This window comes from Mesorhizobium sp. P2_D5 (assembly GCF_056404355.1).
On the sequence record NZ_JBFUEE010000005.1, the window covers coordinates 485,656 to 501,082 of the forward strand.

General features: G+C 62.6%; 12 protein-coding genes. 7 read left to right on the forward strand and 5 right to left on the reverse strand.

The annotated features are described in order from the left end of the window. Positions 1-51: 51 nt before the first annotated feature. From srlA to ptsP, 4 genes are all read left to right on the forward strand, one after another. Positions 52-813, forward strand: coding sequence for a PTS glucitol/sorbitol transporter subunit IIC (gene srlA, locus AC1DYW_RS23735; RefSeq protein ID WP_013892733.1), 762 nt, complete (start codon positions 52-54; stop codon positions 811-813). 16 nt (positions 814-829) lie between these two features. After that, positions 830-1,834 (forward strand): PTS glucitol/sorbitol transporter subunit IIB, encoded by a 1,005-nt coding sequence (gene srlE, locus AC1DYW_RS23740; protein WP_477227802.1) that lies wholly within the window; start codon positions 830-832, stop codon positions 1,832-1,834. A gap of 128 nt (positions 1,835-1,962) precedes the next feature. After that, positions 1,963-2,343, forward strand: coding sequence for a PTS glucitol/sorbitol transporter subunit IIA (locus AC1DYW_RS23745; protein WP_477227803.1), 381 nt, complete (start codon positions 1,963-1,965; stop codon positions 2,341-2,343). 49 nt (positions 2,344-2,392) lie between these two features. After that, positions 2,393-4,372, forward strand: coding sequence for a phosphoenolpyruvate--protein phosphotransferase (gene ptsP, locus AC1DYW_RS23750; protein ID WP_477227804.1), 1,980 nt, complete (start codon positions 2,393-2,395; stop codon positions 4,370-4,372). Between the two features lie 15 nt (positions 4,373-4,387). On the opposite strand, the gene AC1DYW_RS23755 is transcribed toward ptsP, so the two are convergent. Further along, entirely contained in the window at positions 4,388-5,185 is a 798-nt protein-coding gene (locus AC1DYW_RS23755; protein WP_477227805.1) for a hypothetical protein, read from the reverse strand. A 156-nt stretch (positions 5,186-5,341) separates the two neighbouring features. On the opposite strand from AC1DYW_RS23755, the gene AC1DYW_RS23760 reads away from it, so the two are divergent. Further along, the gene (locus AC1DYW_RS23760; protein WP_477227806.1) at positions 5,342-6,364 is read left to right on the forward strand and encodes a sugar-binding transcriptional regulator; all 1,023 of its coding nucleotides are present in this window, start codon (positions 5,342-5,344) and stop codon (positions 6,362-6,364) included. A gap of 89 nt (positions 6,365-6,453) precedes the next feature. Continuing rightward, complete coding sequence (locus AC1DYW_RS23765; protein WP_184875962.1) at positions 6,454-6,807, forward strand: cupin domain-containing protein; 354 nt, start codon at positions 6,454-6,456, stop codon at positions 6,805-6,807. A gap of 97 nt (positions 6,808-6,904) precedes the next feature. On the opposite strand, the gene AC1DYW_RS23770 is transcribed toward AC1DYW_RS23765, so the two are convergent. Both AC1DYW_RS23770 and AC1DYW_RS23775 read right to left on the reverse strand, forming a co-directional pair. Further along, positions 6,905-10,054, reverse strand: a complete 3,150-nt coding sequence (locus tag AC1DYW_RS23770; RefSeq protein ID WP_477227807.1) for an efflux RND transporter permease subunit — start codon at positions 10,052-10,054, stop codon at positions 6,905-6,907. Then, positions 10,051-11,214: an efflux RND transporter periplasmic adaptor subunit gene (locus AC1DYW_RS23775; RefSeq protein WP_477227808.1), complete on the reverse strand. Its 1,164-nt coding sequence runs from the start codon at positions 11,212-11,214 to the stop codon at positions 10,051-10,053. Before AC1DYW_RS23775 ends, AC1DYW_RS23770 begins: the two co-directional genes overlap by 4 nt. Before the next feature lie 63 nt (positions 11,215-11,277). Between AC1DYW_RS23775 and AC1DYW_RS23780 the strand changes: the two genes are divergently transcribed. After that, positions 11,278-11,493, forward strand: a complete 216-nt coding sequence (locus AC1DYW_RS23780; RefSeq protein WP_095089594.1) for a cysteine rich repeat-containing protein — start codon at positions 11,278-11,280, stop codon at positions 11,491-11,493. Positions 11,494-12,590: 1,097 nt separating this feature from the next. On the opposite strand, the gene AC1DYW_RS23785 is transcribed toward AC1DYW_RS23780, so the two are convergent. Together AC1DYW_RS23785 and AC1DYW_RS23790 are read right to left on the reverse strand one after the other, a co-directional pair. After that, positions 12,591-14,150 (reverse strand): polysaccharide biosynthesis/export family protein, encoded by a 1,560-nt coding sequence (locus AC1DYW_RS23785; RefSeq protein ID WP_477227809.1) that lies wholly within the window; start codon positions 14,148-14,150, stop codon positions 12,591-12,593. 611 nt (positions 14,151-14,761) lie between these two features. Then, positions 14,762-14,965 carry a hypothetical protein gene (locus AC1DYW_RS23790; RefSeq protein ID WP_095089588.1) on the reverse strand — a complete coding sequence of 68 codons (204 nt, stop codon included), beginning with the start codon at positions 14,963-14,965 and terminating at the stop codon, positions 14,762-14,764. Between the last annotated feature and the right edge of the window lie 462 nt (positions 14,966-15,427).

The window sequence follows — 15,427 nt, forward strand, 5'->3', positions numbered from 1 at the left end:
GGACGCCGCGCACCGACTGGGATCAACCGGCGGGCGGCATAAGGAGGAGAAATGTCTGTATTTTCGTTGTTGGCGCAGCATGCCGACATGGCCGTGCACAATCTGCATGTCGCAGGTGCCATGGTCTCGGATGCTGCATTGCATGGCAAGCTCGCGGTAGAGCATGCCTCCGACCATCTCGTTGTCCTCGCACAGGCGGACAGCGGACCGATCACCGTCGATCAGTTCAAGGAAAAGCTGAAGGAAGTCCAGCAGGAAGAGCAGCTCGGCTGGCTGACCGCCATCGGCAAGTACTTCATCGGTATCTTCCAGAAGGGCGGCGAGGTCTTCGCCGGCTTCGTCACCGGCATCATTCCGACGCTGGTGGTGCTGATGACGGCCTTCTACGCAGTCACCGAACTGGTCGGCGAAGAGCGCGTGCACGGCCTGGCGCGCGGCGCCGGCAGGATCGCACTGACCCGCTACACGCTGCTGCCGCTGCTGGCGGTGTTCTTCCTCACCAATCCGATGGCCTATACATTCGGATCGTTCCTGGAAGAGAAGCACAAGCCTGCCTTCTATGACGCGGCCGTGTCCTATGTGCACCCGCCGCTCGGCCTGTTCCCGCACATCAATCCCGGCGAGTATTTCGTCTGGGGTGGCATTCTCGTCGCGCTGCTGGAACTGGAGAAGAAGGGCGCCGTCGTCGCCGGCTATCACGTCAAGGTGGCGATCTGGTACGCCATCGTCGGCCTCGTCGTCATCCTGCTCAAGGGCATGCTGACCGAACGCATCACTGCCATCATGGCACGCCGCCAGGGCGTCGAGCTGTAAGGGCGGGGAGGACATCATGGCCAAGACATACAAAGCCGTACAAATCTCCCGGGGCAAAACCGGTTGGGGCGGTCCGCTGGTGATCGAGCCGACCGACCAGCGCAGCAAGGTTGTTTCCGTCACCGGTGGCGGCATTCATCCGGTGGCGCAGCTCATTGCCGATATGACCGGCGCCGAAGCCGTCGACGGCTTCAAGGCGCCGCCGATCGAAAGCGAGATGGCGGTTGTCGTCGTCGATTGCGGTGGCACCGCACGGTGCGGCGTCTATCCGCGCAAGCGTATCCCGACCGTCAATCTGACGCCGGTCGGCCAGTCTGGGCCACTCGCCCAGTTCATCACCGAGGACATCTACGTTTCGGGCGTGAAGCCGGCCAACATCACGATGGCGGACGGATCCGAAGCGGTCACCACTGCAGGGGGAGCAGGATCGATGAATCCAGGCAATAACAACGCGGCGGCGGCGCCGCAACCGCTGCCGAGCGAGGGCGGCGTGATCGGCCTGATCAGCTCGATCGGCCGCGTCATGGGCCGTGTCGTCGGCATCTTCTTCAATGCCGGGCGCCGTACCATCGACCAGGTCGTGCGCAACGTGCTGCCGTTCATGGCCTTCGTGACCATGCTCATCGGTCTGATCCTCTACACCGGCATCGGCGATGTGCTGGCGCAGCCGATGGGTCCGCTGGCCAACAACATCGTCGGCCTGCTGATCATCTCGGCGATCTGCGGCCTGCCGTTCCTGTCGCCCATCCTCGGGCCAGGCGCGGTCATCGCACAGGTCATCGGCGTTGCCATCATCGGTCCGCAGATCGCCAACGGCACGATTTCGCCGGCGATGGCACTGCCGGCGCTGTTTGCCTACAATACCCAGGTGGGCTGCGACTTCGTTCCTGTCGGCCTGGCGCTCGGTGAGGCCAAACCGAAGACGATCGAGATCGGTGTTCCGGCGGTGCTCATCAGCCGCCAGATCATGGGCCCGGTCTCGGTGCTGATCGCCTGGATCGTCAGCCTGATCGTGTTCTGAAACAGTTCCAGGAAAAGTGTGAGACGGTTTTCCGTTCGGAATTCCGCCAAACAAAGGGATAGAGCGGTTCGCCGTTTTCGTGAAACAGTGAATCGATCTTAGAGAAGTTAGGAAATGAGGTTCGCCATATGACGGTTCTGTTGAGAACACGGGTCACTGCCATCGGACCCGAAGTGGCGGATCTTGCCGAAGGGGGCGTGGTCATCCTGTTTGCGGATGGCTCGCCGCCGGAGCTTGCCGAGGTTTCCGTGCTCCACAAGACGGAGCACGGACCCAGCGACGGCGCGCCGCAAAAGGGCGCGTCGATCACCCTTGGCCCGGTTGCCGCGACTATTACCGCGGTCGGTTCCAGCGCCTGGAGCAAGGTGCTGGAAATGGGCCATGTCGTCATCTCGTTCAACGGCGCTGCCGAGGCCGAGCGGCCGGGCGAGATCTGCGCCTCGCAAGTCGATGCGGAAGCGCTCGTGGCTGCGCTCACGACCGGCGCGATCATCACCATCGCCGCCTGACAGCATTCGTGCCGCGGCCTATGTTGGCGCCCAGGACCAGAGTATTGCCATGGAACGCTCGACCATCGTCAGAGTGCATGAAGGTTTGCACGCCCGTCCCGCGACGCGGTTCGTCAAGCTCGCCAAGGGTTTCGAATCCGACGTCGAACTGGTCAAGGACGGCAAGGCGGTCAGCGCCAAGAGCTCCGTCAAGCTGATGCTGCTGGCGGTCAAGGAAAACCAGGAAGTCACCGTGCGGGCGAACGGCGCCGACGCCATCGAGGCCATCGAGGCGTTGATCGGCTATCTCGAAAATCCCAAGGCGGGCCTTGATGACGAGGACTCGCCGCCGGCCGGCAATACGGGTCAGGAGGCCGCTGCCGCGTTGGACTCTGTGCCTGCGGTTTCGGCCGCAACCACGGGCTTGCGCGGCGTGGCCGCAAGCGAAGGTTTTGCCATCGGGCCGGCCTTCGCGCATTTCCCGCCTGATATCGCCGGACAAAGCCGCAGGTTGCAGGCCGAGGAGGTCGCCGGCGAGATCGATAGGTTCCGCGTCGCCGTGGCTGCGGTCCAGGTGCGCATGGACCGGGCACTGGCACAGGACAGTCTGTCGGCCGGCGACCGTGGCATCATCGCTGCGCTCAGGGACATCGCTGCCGACGACAGCCTGACCGGCGAGGCGGAGGGCCTGATCAAGGGCGGCAACGACGCTGTTTCAGCCGTCATCACCGCCGCCTCCACAATCGCCGCCGATTTCAGCGCGGTCGATGATCACTATCTCAACGCACGGGCGGATGACGTCCATGCGGTCGGGCGGCAGATCTGCCTCGTGCTGCTCGGGCAGGACGACATCAGCCTCGAAAACATCGCCGAAGGCGCCATCCTCATCGCCGACGACATTGGCGCCTGGGACCTGGCGCGCGCGCCGCTGAAGCGCATCGGCGGGGTGGTGTGCGGCCATGGCGGCGCCACCTCGCACATCGCCATCATCGCCCGCTCGCACGGCATTCCAGCGGTGCTGGGCCTCGGCGACCAGATCAATGCCTTGCGCAGCGCGCGCGAAGTGGCCCTCGACGGCAACAGCGGCCGCGTGATCGTCGATCCCGACGCGGCGACCCGCGCCGAATTCGCCGGCCGTGTCGAAGCGGCGGCGCAGGAACGCGCCGGGCTGACCATCTTCAAGACGGTGACGCCGAAGCTGGCCGACGGCAAGGTGATCGAGGTCGCGGCCAATATCGGCTCGCTGGAGGAAATCGAAGCGGCGCAGGAGGCCGGCGCGATGGGCGTCGGCCTGTTCCGCACCGAGCTTCTGTTCATGCGCCATATGCACCTTCCCTCGGAAGACATGCAGGCCGAGACCTATGCGGCGCTGGCCAAGGCCTTCGCACCGTACCCGGTCATCGTGCGCACGCTCGACATCGGCGGCGACAAGCCGATCGCCGGCATCGAATTTCCCGACGAGGAAAACCCCTTTCTCGGCTGGCGCGGCATCCGTATGTGCCTCGACCGGCCCGACATCTTCAAGCGCCAGCTCAGAGCGCTACTGCGGGCGGCCGTGCACGGCAACGTCAAGGTGATGCTGCCGATGGTGGCCGACATCGGCGAGGTCAGGCAGACGCGGGTTCTGGTCGCGGAATGCGCGACCGAGCTGAAAGCCGAAGGCGTGCCGCATGCGGCGTTTGATCTCGGCGTGATGATCGAGACCCCTGCGGCCGTGCTGATTGCCCCGGCGCTGGCCAGGGAGGTGGCGTTCTTCTCGATCGGTACCAACGACCTGACCCAGTACATCATGGCCGCCGACCGGCTGAACCCGACAGTGGCCAAGCTCAACGATGTCACCAATCCAGCCGTCATGTCGGCGATCGAAATGACGGCCAAAGCCGGCGTCGCCGCCGGCATCATGGTCGGCATGTGCGGCGAAGCGGCAGGCCGGCCCGATCTCATTGCAACGTTCGTCAAAATGGGGCTGACCGAGCTCTCGATGAGCCCGGCCTCGATCCAGCGTGCCAAGAAGGCGATCATGGCCATGGCGGCCGAAGGTGCCGCCTAGCCGAGTTCTGGACCGTTACGGCAAATGGGCAAGCAAGGTGGCGAAGACGGGTGTCAGTTCGTCGACCGGGCTCGCCTTGGCGCAGGCCTGCACAATGCGGTCGTGGCGGATATCGGCTGCCAGGATCGCAATCTCCAGCATATCCGGTTCCGGCAAGCCGTCCCTGCCAGTGGTTGCCAGGCCACAGGCCAAAACGAGCGGCGCCAGGCAGCTGACGTCGAGCGTCCGGTCACCGATCGCCGGCGTTTCCGGCGTTTCGGCAAAGTGGACGGGGCGCTGGTTGAGACACTCGACCAGCAGCGCCGAACAGGTGGCCGCGATCGCCGGAAGCCCAGCACCTGGCGCGACCAAGGCGGCCAGCAGATCGCCATGCCGCTTGCGCATCGTGGCATGGACGGCAGCGAAATCGGCTTCGTGAATGCGGGCATTGTGGATGTTCAGGCCGGCCAGCACGGCCTTGGTCAGATAATACATGTCGCGCCGGAACAGACGCTCCGCGCTCAACTGGCGATCTTCGTTCCCGGCCGGGAAATAGGTGGCGAGGCCTTTTACGGTGGTGCCGTCAACCTTGATCGGGCGCTCATGCGGGACAAAGGATTCGGCGATCGATAGCGCTTCGTCGAAGGCACTTGCGGCATGGCTGAGCAGGCCTTCGATGCCTTTGCCTGGAAATGGCGGCAGATGGCTGGTTGCTTCGCGCACGACACTGGCGTCGCCGCTGCCGTCATGGCGGCTTTGGCGAATGATTTCACGGACTTCCCGCAGCCGGTCTTTCAGATTGACGCGGACATCTTCGGAGATTTGTCGGAGCATTGCCAATTGCCTCGAATTGCTGCGGATGGCCGCCAACAGAAGGCAGCCGCCACTTCTAGATTGTTCCTATCGATTGGTAGATCAATAGGCGATACTAGACCAGCATGCAGAATCGGCGACGGCGCGCTCGTCCATCGCCGTGGGGGAGGGACGAATTTGGGCAGGCGACGACAGAGCGAAACCGACGATCGTCGAGGTGGAAGCGAGACGCCCGAGCAGGTCGCCAGCGAAAGCCGGACGGATCGCCTCAGGATTCGCGCCGCCTGGATGTATTTCGTCGAGCAGATGACGCAGAACGAGATCGCCGACGTGCTTGGCGTCGGCCGCGTCACCATCGTGCGCATGCTGGCGGACGCCCGCTCGCGCAACGAGGTGAAGATCAGCATCGAAAGCGAATTGTCGGAAATCGTGCGGCTGGAGCGGGCGCTGGAAAGGACCTTCGGGCTGCAACAGGCGCTGGTGGCACCGCTTTCCGCCCCCAATGCCGACCCGACCCCGGCGATCAGCGCCAAGACCGGCAGCTTCCTGTCCGACACGATGAAGTCTGGCATGCGCGTCGGCGTCGGCTGGGGCAGGACGCTGTTTTCAAGCCTGCCCTTCATCAGCGCCAAGTCGCTCACCGACTTCAAGGTCATTTCGCTGCTCGGCGGTGTCGGCGTCGTGCGTCGATTCAACCCGGCCGAGTTCGCCTGGCGCTTCGCCCAGATCTTCCAGGGCGACGGCTATCTGATCCCGACGCCGGCCGTCGTCGACAGCGTCGAGACCAAAATCGCACTGGTCGAGCGCTGCGGCCTGCAGGAGGTTTTTGAAATGGCCAACGTGCTCGATGCCGTTCTGCTGAGCGTCGGCGGCATCGCCTCGGCCACCACCTTCTCTCGCGGCGGCTTTCTCAAGGAAGCGGATCGGGAGGCCCTGCTTGCGCGTGGCGCCGTTGGCGACCTTCTGTTCCATTTTTTCGACCGCAATGGCGATCTGGTCGACCACCCCGTCAACAGCCACGTGATGTCGGTGGATGTCGACCGTCTGCGCAAGGCGCCGATCCGCATCCTGACCTCCGGCGGCGAGGAGAAGATCGAAGCCTTGCTTGGCGCCATGACCCTGATCGCCCCGACGATCCTGATCACCGACGAAGAAAGCGCCCGCCGCATGCTCGAGGCGCATGCGGCGCGAGCTTCCTGATGGTGTCGGCCGGTTGCCGGCGTCAGGAGCATCCGCTATCTGACCGTCCAGGCAACTGACGCCTGAGCCAATCAAACGGAGCCGGAGCCATGACACGCGAGACAATCCTCAAATTCGGCGCTGTCGAAAAAGCCGACGCTGGCGATCTGGCCGGATGGATCGTGGTCGAAGGCAGGCCGACCATGCAAACCGCCGTCCAGCACACGACCGAGGACGGCAAGGTGATCTCGGGCACATGGCGGGCGACGCCAGGCACCTATCACGCGACCTACACCGACTACGAGTTCGTGCACATGATCGCCGGGCGCATCATCATCACCCCCGATGGCGGCGCACCGGTCGAGGTGGGCCCGGGCGACGCCTTCGTGGTGGAAGCCGATTTCAAGGGAACCTGGAAGATCATCGAACCGGTGACGAAGCATTTTGTCGTCAGGGTCGGCTGAGCCTGTTCGCATAGGCCGGTGATGGTTGACGTCCCTGGCACATCCAGTGCGAGCAACGACAGGCATGCCGGCGCGCCATCCAGCTTTGATTGTATCGTTACTTGACGAGCGTTGGGGTGGCCTCGCTCTTCTTCGTGCGTGCGGAGCGTCGTTCCTCCAATCGTTGCAGGATGACGAAAAAGGATGGCACAAAAAGAATGGCCAGGCAGGTCGAAGCGAGCATGCCGGAAAAGACCGTGATGCCGATCGACTTTCGCGCGCTCGCACCGGCGCCGGTTGCAAACACCAGCGGCGCCACGCCGAGGATGAAGGCAAACGATGTCATCAGAATGGGCCGGAAGCGGGCACGAGCGGCTTCGATCGCCGATTCGACGATAGGCGTGCCGGCGGCACGCAGTTCGCGTGCGACCTCGACGATCAGAATCGCGTTCTTGGCTGACAGTGCTATGAGCAGGATAAGGCCGATCTGGACATAGAGGTTGTTGTCGATGCCAAGGCTATTGAGCACCAAGACCGGCCCCACCAGAGACAGTGGCGCGGCGAGCAGGATTGAGATCGGAGCGAGCCAGCTCTCATATTGGCCGGCAAGGACCAGGTAGACAAGCAGCAGCGCCATCCCGAACACCAGGTAAACCTGATTGGTAACGAGCTTCTCTTGGAAAGACAGCGCAGTCCAATCGGAGCCAGTACCGGGCGGAAGGGTATCCGCGGCAATCTCCTCCATCAGCTTGATTGAGTCACCTGACGAAAAGCCTGCAGCGGGCATGCCTACGATCGACGCGGCAGGATAGAGATTGTACAGGCTGATCAGCGATGGACCGACGCTGGGTTCAATCGTCAACACGGTTCCGAGCGGGATCATGTCTCCGTTGTTGTTGCGGACGGTAAGGCGGCCGATCTCCTCCGGCGTCAACCGAAACTGGGCGTCAGCCTGCACATAGATCTGGAAGACACGCCCGAACTTGTTGAACTGGCTCACGTAGCTGGAGCCGAGATAACCGGCGAGCGTCTGGAATACCTGGTCTGTGGTCAGGCCGAGGGCCTGCACCTTGTCGCGGTCGATCTCGGCCTTGTACTGCGGGACGTTGGCGCGAAACGATGACGAGACGCGCTGGATGCCAGACTGTGTCTCGGCCTTTTTGACGATCGCACTGACGGAGCCTTGCAGCTTCGAGAGGTCGAAACTGCCGTCGCGGAGCTCGACTTGCAGTGTGAAGCCGGCGGCGTTGCCGATGCCCTGGATTGGTGGCGGAGGAAGCACCAGAACAACGCCGTCGGCCATGCCCGACAGATTCTTGTTGAGAGTGGCGTAGAGCGAAGCCAGGTTTTCGCTCTTGCCGCGCAGATCCCAGTCCTTGAGAATGATGTAGGCGACGCCAGCGTTGGCTAGCGTCGAATTGTTGTCTAGGGCCGAAAGCCCGGCGATGGTGACCACCGTCTCCACCCCAGGTGTTGCCTTGGCGATCTTCGAAACCTGCTGCAGCGTTTCCTGGGTGCGACCAAGCGAGGCGCCGTCAGGCAGCTGAACCGCTGCGAGCAGGTAACCCTGGTCTTCGATCGGGATGAAACCGGTGGCGACGCGCGACATGCCGTAGCCGGCCGCGCCGATGATCATGAGTGCGACCACACCCGTTACGGCGCTATGACGCACCATCCCTCCGATCAACCGGACGTAGGCATTCTCGGCACGCTGGTAGACCGCATTGAAGCCGCGCGCGAAGACGTTGCGCTGTTCCGGTGGTACGGGACGCCTAAGCCATGTCGCGCATTGCGTTGGCTTCAATGTCGCGGCGTTGACGGCGCTGATCAGCGCGGTCGCCGCGATCACCAGCGCGAATTGCGCGTACATCCGGCCTGTAAGGCCGGGAAGGAAGGCCGCCGGCAGGAACACCGCCAGCAGCACCAACGTGATGCCGATGATCGGCGCGAACAATGTCTTCATGGCGGCAATGGCGGCGTCGTGGCTCGACATGCCACGTTCCATGTTGTGGGCGGCCCCCTCGACCACGACTATGGCGTCATCGACGACGATGCCGATGGCGAGCACGATGGCGAACAAGGTGGAAAGGTTGACTGAGAAGCCGAGCGCCGCCATCGCCGCGAACGCGCCAATGATGGTAACCGGTACGGTCGTCGCCGGAACGAGCATCGCCCGCCAATCCTGCAGGAAGACGAGAATGACGATCAAAACCAGCACCGCCGCCTCAAACAGCGTCTTGTAGACCTCGTTGATCGCCTGGCTGACGAAATTCGTCGTGTTGAACGGTATCGCGTAAACTATGCCTTGCGGGAAGGCACGCGCCAGTTCTTCCATCCTGGACGCGACCCTCTTGGCCACATCGAGCGCGTTCGCGCCGGGTGCCAGGAAGATGGCCATGCCCGCGGCCTGCTGGCCGTCGAGGTTGAAGAACTGTCCGTAGGTTTGCGCACCGAGTTCAACCCGCCCGACATCGCGAACACGCGTCATATCGCCATTGGCGCCTGTCTTGACCACAACGGCCCCGAACTGGTCGGGATCGTCAAGGCGGCTGGACACTTCGATCGAATATTGGAAGGACTGGTCGTCCGGCGCCGGCGGGGCGCCGATCTGACCTGCTGTGACCTGTTCGCTCTGCTGTTGAAGTGCTTGAACGACATCTTGCGTGGTCAAGCCGCGCGCCAGCATCTTTTCGGGATCAAGCCAGACACGCATGGAATATTGACCAGCGCCGAACACGCTGACATTGCCGACGCCAGGCAACCGCGAGATTTCGTCCTTAAGGCTGATAGTCGCGTAGTTGCTGAGATAGAGGCTGTCATACTTTCCGTCAGGCGAAGTCAAGGTCACGATCTCGAGGATGGAGGTCGACTTCTTCTGCACGTTGACGCCCTGCACCTGCACTGATTGGGGCAGCCCGGCCATGGCGGCAGAGACCCGGTTCTGAACAAGCACCTGGGCCAGGTCCAGATCTGTACCGATGGCAAAAGTGACGGTCAGGTTGTAGCTGCCGTCGGAGGCAGCGAAGGACTGCATGTAGAGCATGTTCTCGACGCCATTGACTTGCTGCTCGATCGGCAGTGCGACGGTGTCGATGACCGTGCGCGCGCTGGCGCCCGGATAACGGGTGGTTACCGAAACGGTCGGTGGAACCACGTCGGGATATTGCGCTACCGGCAACGCAAAGAGCGAGACGATGCCAACGACGACGATAAGGACGGCAATGACATTCGCCAAAACGGGTCGTTCGATGAAGAATTTGGAGATCATTGGCCAGCACCATTGGCCGGAGTTTGCTGGAGGGTCTTCACGGTCGGTTCGATCTTCTGGCCCGGCAGGGCTGTCAGCAAGCCAGATATGACGACGCGGTCTTCCGCTGTCAGGCCGGAGGTAATGACGCGCAACTCGCCGACCAGTTGGCCAATCTCGACGCCGCGTTGCTCGACTGTGTCGTCCTTTCCGGCGACAAGCACATAGCGGCCGCTCTGGTCGCTGCTGATTGCACGATCCGGTACGAGCAACATGTCCGGCTGCTCGCCGAGCGGGATGCGCAGTCGGACGAAATAGCCGGGCAGCAGCGCATTGTCCTTGTTTTCCAAGACGGCGCGAACCAGAAGCGTGCCCGTTGAGGAAGATACCGCCGGCGCTGCATAGTCGAGCGTTCCTTTGTGCGGATATCCAGTCTCGGTCTGCAGGCCGACATCTACCGGTATCTTCTTGAGACTCTGCATTGTCAGACCACGCTTGGCCATTTCAGCCCGGATCCGCTGCACATCCTGCTCACTGACATTGAAATTGACGTATATCGGATCCATCTGGACGATCGTTGCGAGGTCGGAAGTGCTGCCAGTGCCTACGAACTCGCCGACCGATACCTGGCGGGCGGTGACGATGCCGTCGAATGGCGCCTTGACTTCGGTGTAGCTCAGGTTGAGTTGCGCCTGCTTGACGTCAACGGCGTTCTGCTGCTGCTTGGCCACGTCGACCGCAGCGGCAGCGGCAGACTGGTCCAACGTGGACGCCGAAATTACCTTCTGCGCGAGCAAATCCTGTTGCCGCTTCAGGTCGGCGCTGGACTGTTTGACGGAGGCATCGGCCGACGTCTGGCCAGCCTGGGCCTGTTCAAGCGCCAACTGGTAAGGTTCAGGCTCGATAAGGAACAGTCGGGTGCCCGCTTTGACGCGGTCGCCGTCCTTGTAGTCTATTTCCTGGATGAAGCCCGCCACCCGGGCAATCAATGGCGTCGAATTGATGGCGGCCGTATTCCCCGTCTCGTTGAGATAGGGCGTTACCGTCTGCTTGAGCGGCAGCGCCACGTCGACCTTGGGCGGCGGCGGCGGGACATAGGCATTTTGCTTGTTGCATGCTGAAAGCAGTGCCGTCGCCGCAAGCAAAGTTACGGCCAGCGCAATGCGCGATACCAAAAGCATTTGACCCCCCTCAACACTTCACGGTATTTTGATTGAATGTTAGCCATTTTGGAGGGGTTTGTCATGCGAATTGCCTTGAGCGTGGTTTTCCTAGCCGTTCAGATGCTTGCGGCTCAGGCGCAGACAGCGGCCGAACGTGAGGCTTGCCAAGCGAACTTCGAAAAATTCTGCAAAGGCGTGGAGCCAGGCGGCGGCCGCGTCATTCAATGTCTGACGGAACATTTCAGCGAGCTGACGCCGGAATGCCAAAAGGTCGTCAAGGCGAACACACCTGGTTAGGATCGCGCAGTGCGCTCCGCCGAGCCGTCAGGGCCGGCTGGGACCGGAGCCGCGCATGTGTCAATGCCACTCCTGAGCGCTACGAGCAGGCAAGCCGGATGTTCGGACGCTTTGGCGAATGGACGCGGCCCTATCGTCTGGTAGTGAGACGTCGGACACCCGCCAGGTTCGTCAAACCTATGTCACCGCGACGACCTGTCCCGCCGCGTCGAGGCGACATCCAACCCGCGCCTGTCGAACTTCGATGCCGCCTTGTCTTGCATAGTCTATGCGCACCTCGATTGGTGCGGTGAGGGCACCGCGACGGTGCCGGCGCAGGGTACCTGCGCTGGCTGCGTGCACACTCACGGCACCAAGTGGCTTCGCAGCCGACATGATCGCCTGACGGCAGACGCGAACCACGGCGGGCGGGGTGCCAGGTATCACCTTTAACGGCGCCTGAGGCCGTAAGGGATAACCTGTGGTGCTTTGCCTGTCGCGACCACCTTTGGAAGGCCGGAGGCTGCGCGGCAGGGCTACTGCGTGTCGCACGCCCTTGGTCACGACTATGGCGGCCTTCTTCTTGCCGGCGCTGACACTCGCTGGCCCTGTGGCAGCCCCCGACGCCGCGCTCGCTCGACTATTTGCCGTACTGCCCGGAGCGGCGCCAGCACCGGCGGATTCGTCTCCAGCACTGGGGCTTGCCGAAAGGCCGCCTACGCCGCCGACGTTGGTACCGCCTCCAACGTTGGCGCCAAGCGATCCGTTGCTCGTGCCGACCGAGCCTACAACATTGGCTCCCCCGATTCCGTCGACGCTCGCGCCGACACCGACGGAGGCGCCGTTCGAACCGACGCCTACACCGGCGCCGACCCCAATACCACCGACGTTGCCTCCAAGGCCCGCCGATCCCTCGCTCGCGCCGACCGACCCTCCAACGTTTGCTCCTCCGACACCGTCGACGCTCGCGCCAACACCGACGGAGGCGCCGTTCGAGCCGCCGCCCACACGGGCGCCGACCCCGATACCACCGACTTTGCCTCCAAGGCCATCAGCAAGAGCCGAAGCAGGCCCGATCGCAACTGCGATCGCCAATACGGCAGCTGGATACTTGCGCATCACCATAATCCTTGTGCCGTGCGCAATGGCGCCCGCGTCGGGAGCAACGCGGCGGGAAGGCCAATCGTCGTCAGCCGAACAGGTTGCGGCGACTTGCGGACCGCCACTTTGCGGATTTCTCGCCCCTCGGGCTCATGGGCTGATCTAGCCCGTTTCCCTGTAAGTGCACTGGTACGGGGGCCTGCGCGATCACCGGCAGGCGCTTTGGGAGCAGGCTCGATGCGCTGATCGCGAGGCGTAGTGCGAGCTTTCAGGATGTCGGTTTCGTTGCGCGCCGCAACGAGGTCGCGGGTCAGGCCAATGGCCCTTTCGCGCTGTTGCCCCAAAGCAGCAGAGAGCCGGGCGACTTCCTCTTTTGCCGCGTCGCGATCCTGGCGAGTGGCATCGAGATCGCGCTCGAGAGCATCTGCTCTCCCACGTTCCAATGCCAGCGCTTCGCCGGCCCGCTTTGCAGCGGCCTCAGCGATCTGGCGGTCCTGAACAGCTGCCATTTGCGCAGCCGCAGCCAGTTTTCCGCTCGCCTCAAGAGCATCGAGAGATTGGTGCGTCGCGGCAAGATCACGTTCGAGGCGTTCAATCGTCTGCCGCCCTTCGTCAAGCGCGCGTCTCGCTCCAGACAGGGAAGCTTCCGCCGCCTGGTGCGCGCCGAGTGCTGCGGCCTTTTCGCGGATCGCGAGAGCGGCTTTGACTCGCAAGCTTTCGACTTCGCGCTGCGCCATCGCCAGACCCTGCGCGAGCCGTTCGGCTCTTTGCTTCTGGTCTTCAAGGGCTTGTCCTTGAAGAGTTGTCGCCTCTGCGACCGCACGCGCACGCACGCCTGCGTCGGCTGTGACGCGCCGCATCTCATCAAGTTCGTCTCGCGCCGCTTCCAGTTCGCTGCGAAGAACCCGCTCGACCCTGTCTGCAGACTGACGATCCGCAGACGCCTGCTGGCGAGCCGCCTCAAGCTCCTCGCGAACGGCCGATAGTTCATGCAGTGACGCATCCGTCTTGGATCGTTCCCCTCCTAGCCCGGTCGCGGCAGCCTCCACCAATGGGCGAGAACCGCTCACGTCTGGCGGCGCCCCAGCCGGGTGCCCCTCGGCTTTGGCGCCGCCCGAAGACGCTGCCGACTGCGTGCGCTGCACGGTCATGACGGGACGGGTGTCGAAACCACTTCTGGCCTGTAAGCGATCGGTAATCAGCCTTGCCAATTCACTCTCACGCAGACCCGCAGCCGGAACGTGCCCAATCCCCGGAAGATCCAGCGTCCCGGTTGCACCGATCGTAAAAGCACCGTTGAGCTCCACGCCCTCCGTGATGCCGCCACGCAAGGCATCCCACCCCGAGACCTTTAGCTCGACAGTGTCTTGAGGGGCGAGCCTGTCGTCAGTCTCCGATTGACTCTTTGCTGGGGCGCCAAATAGCAGGATCAGGCAGAACGGGATAAGGCTTATCGCAGCGCCGCGTGACCTCTTCCGGGAGTCATGAAACAACGCCGCCACGGCCGAGAATCGTCGGATACCACCGGAGAGTGCAGGGCTGTGGCAATCCGCGTTGGATGTCTGGACATGATCCATGACTGGACCTCCATGACTCTCACCGACCACGCGCTGCGCAAAGCTCGCGACGCGCAGACAAAGCTCACGGCGTGAGCCTACCAAAGTCGATCAGCAGTGGTGAGTACCAAATAGAGCGTAAGCTGCATCGCCCAATTGAGTAAGGGGCGCATCTGTACCAGGTTCGGCAGCCAGCTGCTCTGCGCTCCGACCTTCGATATCGCGTTAAACGACCGTTGCATTCGCAAAAGACACCAGAGAAAGCCCCCTCTATTTGCTCGTCACGGTATTTCGGCGGCCGATACCGTCGGCGTAGGCGCGGCCCGAGGATGTTGCCATCATCGAGACGGCACTGAAATGGCTCGCGCGAAACCCACGAATGAACTCAGCTGCTGCGCGAGCCACTCCCTGTGAGTTGCGCCCGAATACGCACGCTCTGTCTCGGCTCCTTGAGAGCGCCAATCAGTCTACCGGTTGGTTGGCCTTATGCGGATATGTAGGTTCTTGTCGCAGAGATAGCTGCGACTCGCGGCGTCGCCTTGGTGATGGACGGGACGTCTGGCCAATTCGCGCCCTGGTGGACGCCAACCCCGCTTTCGGCCCGAGGCGGTAGTGTCGCAGTGCTGGCAGGCCTATTGAGCCCTCTGTTTCTTGGCTTGTGCGGCGATAGCGCAGAGGAAGGCCAATGCGGCAGCGTCGCATGCCGTCCGCGACGGCCCTTTGGCGAAAAGCATGGCATCCGCGATTGGGATCGTCAGGCCGTACTTTTGGGCGAAAGAGGTGATTTCGTACGGCTGATCGTCAGATGGATGGCGGATGTCGAATTCGAAACCCATGCCTACTTCCTCCCAGTTCGCGACCTTCCACTCCTTGGCTGGATGCAAAAATTAAACTACCGATGCATCGCGCGAGTCCAGCAATTGGAAATTGTGTAAAACGATACATTTTGCGGTCGCGCCAACATCTCGTTGTGGCCGTCCGCCGGCCACTCCCGCTTTCGCTCCGTTCGCAGTCTTCCCGGCTTGCCAGCGCAATCGAGATCAGGGTGCGCCAGCACCGGGATCATTGCGCTCGAACACCCGCTCCGTGACGATGTCGTGGCTGCATTTTCGCCGTCATCAGGCGGAAAGCCGGTCGTTTTTTTGCGCGAAGCCCGCACACCGCGAGAGCGGGCCTTTAGGGCCGGCGAAACAAGGACTTCAGTCTTAATTGCGCGACATCTAATATAATATAGACTTATCAGCGCGGGGGATTTTCCCGCTATTGCAGTGGCCGGTGCGGCGCGCTTCACCCAAGCA

Bases quoted from the DNA above. Each gene is read 5' to 3' on its own strand.
- srlA (WP_013892733.1), top strand. From the start codon at position 52: ATGTCTGTATTTTCGTTGTTGGCGCAGCATGCCGACATGGCCGTGCAC.
- srlE (WP_477227802.1), top strand. From the start codon at position 830: ATGGCCAAGACATACAAAGCCGTACAAATCTCCCGGGGCAAAACCGGT.
- AC1DYW_RS23745 (WP_477227803.1), top strand. From the start codon at position 1,963: ATGACGGTTCTGTTGAGAACACGGGTCACTGCCATCGGACCCGAAGTG.
- ptsP (WP_477227804.1), top strand. From the start codon at position 2,393: ATGGAACGCTCGACCATCGTCAGAGTGCATGAAGGTTTGCACGCCCGT.
- AC1DYW_RS23755 (WP_477227805.1), bottom strand. From the start codon at position 5,185: ATGCTCCGACAAATCTCCGAAGATGTCCGCGTCAATCTGAAAGACCGG.
- AC1DYW_RS23765 (WP_184875962.1), top strand. From the start codon at position 6,454: ATGACACGCGAGACAATCCTCAAATTCGGCGCTGTCGAAAAAGCCGAC.
- AC1DYW_RS23770 (WP_477227807.1), bottom strand. From the start codon at position 10,054: ATGATCTCCAAATTCTTCATCGAACGACCCGTTTTGGCGAATGTCATT.
- AC1DYW_RS23775 (WP_477227808.1), bottom strand. From the start codon at position 11,214: ATGCTTTTGGTATCGCGCATTGCGCTGGCCGTAACTTTGCTTGCGGCG.
- AC1DYW_RS23780 (WP_095089594.1), top strand. From the start codon at position 11,278: ATGCGAATTGCCTTGAGCGTGGTTTTCCTAGCCGTTCAGATGCTTGCG.
- AC1DYW_RS23785 (WP_477227809.1), bottom strand. From the start codon at position 14,150: ATGGATCATGTCCAGACATCCAACGCGGATTGCCACAGCCCTGCACTC.
- AC1DYW_RS23790 (WP_095089588.1), bottom strand. From the start codon at position 14,965: ATGGGTTTCGAATTCGACATCCGCCATCCATCTGACGATCAGCCGTAC.